At 63.8% G+C, this 2922-nt stretch carries 3 protein-coding genes and 1 pseudogene; 2 read left to right on the forward strand and 2 right to left on the reverse strand.

Annotated elements, in window-relative coordinates:
* Both K728_RS19290 and K728_RS0111775 read right to left on the reverse strand, forming a co-directional pair.
* Positions 1-256 (reverse strand): annotated as a pseudogene (locus K728_RS19290) (SAM-dependent methyltransferase); the annotation flags it as partial.
* 1 nt (position 257) lies between these two features.
* Positions 258-1916: a peptide chain release factor 3 gene (locus tag K728_RS0111775; RefSeq protein WP_443110974.1), complete on the reverse strand. Its 1659-nt coding sequence runs from the start codon at positions 1914-1916 to the stop codon at positions 258-260.
* Positions 1917-2215: 299 nt separating this feature from the next.
* On the opposite strand from K728_RS0111775, the gene K728_RS0111780 reads away from it, so the two are divergent.
* Together K728_RS0111780 and groES are read left to right on the forward strand one after the other, a co-directional pair.
* Entirely contained in the window at positions 2216-2407 is a 192-nt protein-coding gene (locus tag K728_RS0111780) for a hypothetical protein (protein WP_162148049.1), read from the forward strand.
* Positions 2408-2614: 207 nt separating this feature from the next.
* Positions 2615-2911 carry a co-chaperone GroES gene (gene groES / locus K728_RS0111785; protein ID WP_019481570.1) on the forward strand — a complete coding sequence of 99 codons (297 nt, stop codon included), beginning with the start codon at positions 2615-2617 and terminating at the stop codon, positions 2909-2911.
* The last annotated feature ends 11 nt before the right edge of the window (positions 2912-2922 follow it).

Below are 2922 nucleotides of genomic sequence, written 5' to 3' on the forward strand. Positions count from 1 at the left end.
GGGTGGCCTGCTCCAGGCCTGCGGCGGTGAACAGCATGCGGGCAGCGAACGGCCCAAACTTCGTTTCCGCCCTGGAGCGCAACCGGGACTGGGTGAGAGCGGCCGAGATGACCTCTGGGTCGTGCCCTGCCCGGCGCAGCGATGTGCTCAGGCGCATCGTGTCGGCTTCGTTGTACGGAGCCAGCGAGTTCAGCAGGTCCCAGCCCGCAGGTGTCAGGAGCGGCGCGATCAGGTCAGTCGCGGCGGCGGCGGTCATCTCAGTAGCCTCGGGCGTCCCCGGCATCGGTGCCGATGGTGCTCAGCGATATCTCGGGGGAGTTCTTCTCGACCCGGCGCAGCGCCCAGATGTCATTGAACAGGGCCAGATACTCGCCGTCGGACCGGACCAGCACCTCGGTGCCACGGATAGCGCTGAGAGCTGCCTGCGCGTCATGGGTGGTGAGGCGGGCCAGCGAATAGGGGAGCGGCTCCATTCGCATCGGTGCGCCGAAGTCGTGCTCCATCCTGTCCGCCACCACCTCGAACTGCATCGGCCCGACTGCGGCCAGCACCGGCGCCTGATCGCCACGAAGATCCGAGCGCAGCACCTGAATGATTCCCTCATGCCCCAGCTGTTCAATCCCGCGCCGGAACTGCTTGAAGCGGCCGGCATCCTTGGACCTGGCCACCCGAAAATGCTCGGGGCTAAACAGGGGGATCGGCGGAAACTCCACCGGTTCCTCGACGTAGAGACTGTCGCCCATCCGCAGCGCCGACGCGTTGACGAGCCCGACGACGTCGCCCGGCCAGGCCTCGTCGATCACTTCTCGTTCACGGCCGAAGAGCTGCTGCGCATATTTGGTGGCGAAGGTCTTCCCGGAGTTGGCGTGGGTGACCACCATGCCGCGCTCGAACACGCCGGAGCAGACCCTGATGAATGCCACATGGTCGCGGTGCGCGCGGTTCATGCCGGCCTGGACCTTGAAGACGAATCCCGAGAACGGGGCATCGACCGGGCGGGGGGTGCCGTCAACGTCCCTGCGGGGGCCGGCGGCTGGTGCCAGGTCAACCAGGGTATCCAGGATGTGCTGGACACCAAAGTTCAGAACTGCTGACGAGAACAACACCGGAGTGCCCGTCCCGGCGTGGAAGCTTTCGATGTTGAACGGCTGGTTCGATTCGATGACCAGCGATGCTTCGTCGAGGGCGTCCGTCCAGGCGTCGCCCTCCTGTGCCAGGGCTTCGGCCGGGCTCAGGTGCTCTTCCGTGGCAAGGGAGGCGCCGGCGTTCTTGCGGGTGAAACGAACAAATTCGTCCCGCTTGAGGTCCCACACGCCGCGGAAGTCGCCGGCGAAACCCACCGCCCAGGTCAGCGGCATCGGGATCAGCCCGGTGCGCTCCGTGATTTCATCCATGAGTGCCAAAGCGTCCAGCCCTGGGCGATCCCACTTGTTGATCACCGTAATGATGGGGATGTTGCGTTGCCGACAGACCTCGAACAGCTTCATGGTCTGGGTCTCAAGGCCCTTGGCCGCGTCGATCAACATGACCGCGCAGTCCACTGCGGCCAGTACCCGGTAGGTGTCCTCGGAGAAGTCGGAGTGGCCGGGGGTGTCCAGCAGGTTGATGACAGTGTCCCGGTAGGAGAACTGCAGCGCCGTGGAGCTGATGGAAATGCCGCGGTCCTTCTCCATCTGCATCCAGTCGGACACGGTCTCCCGGCGGTTCTCCTTGCCGTTGGTGGCACCGGCCGTGCCAATCACGCGTGCGTGAAGGGCCAGGGCTTCGGTCAGGGTCGATTTGCCGGCATCGGGGTGGGAAATGACGGCGAATGTACGACGGCGGGACGCCTCCTGGGCGATGCCAGTGTGGCGCTGGGTGGAGGCGTGTGCCTGCTGGGTCACGAAACTGCTTTCGAAAGATGGTGGGAATGCCATTGATGGCCAGTTCCCCAGTCTACTGGGCGGAGTCTAACGGCGTCGAAGCGCGACCGAAGCGTGACCGAGGCACGGTTGAGGCTCGGATGCAGCACAGTTGCCCAGCGGAAGGCCTGGTTCGCTGGGCATAGACGGATATGCCCACTGACGGTGACCTTCTGGTGGGCAGGAGGAAGGCACTAGGCTTCAGCCATGGATAACGGGGAGGGCCGGTATGGGCGCCCCGACAACGCTGCCATCCTGCAGCGGCGGTATGGAGACACGCCGGAAAGAAGCCCGGACTTGCCGCGGGCCGGGTGGTGCTGAACCCTCATGCTTTCCTGGAGGGCTGGCTGGTGATCTTCGCCGTCGTGTTTGCTGGCCTGGCCGCTGCCACGACCGTCCTGGTGCTGCCGGGGACGGGGTCAACCCTTCCGGTGATCCTCGCCGCCGTCGTCGGGATCTCCGCCGGGGTAGGCAGGGCATCGATCATCCGCAACGTGAATCCCTGAGCCATCCGGACCGAAATATGGCTGCGCTCGCAGCGCAATCTGGCACTCACCTTGACCGAGTGCTAACCAATGCATAAAGTCGGACTTGGCACTCTCACCATGAGGGTGCTAACTCCTTCAGGGAAGCGTGAACCGGCACCGCGACGACGGTGAGCGCCATCCGAAGGCCTAAATTCCATTTGTCACCCAAGCGAAGGAGAGGTCCGCGTGCCGGTCTCTATTAAGCCTCTTGAGGATCGTATTGTTGTCCGCCCACTGGAAGCCGAGCAGACCACTGCCTCGGGTCTGGTTATCCCGGATACTGCCAAGGAAAAGCCCCAGGAGGGCGAAGTTGTTGCAGTAGGCCCAGGCCGCGTTGACGATAACGGAAATCGCGTGCCTGTAGATGTAGCCGAAGGCGACATCGTCATCTACTCGAAGTACGGCGGAACTGAAGTCAAGCACGCCGGTGCAGAGTACCTCGTACTCTCAGCCCGCGACGTTCTGGCGATCGTCGTTAAGTAGTTTCACTCGAG

The sequence above is a fragment of the Arthrobacter sp. CAL618 genome, assembly GCF_000468215.1.
Lineage (GTDB): Bacteria > Actinomycetota > Actinomycetes > Actinomycetales > Micrococcaceae > Arthrobacter_D.

What these genes read in the sequence shown, in the direction of transcription:
- K728_RS0111775 (WP_443110974.1), bottom strand. Translation starts at nt 1,916, where the DNA reads ATGGCATTCCCACCATCTTTCGAAAGCAGTTTCGTGACCCAGCAGGCA.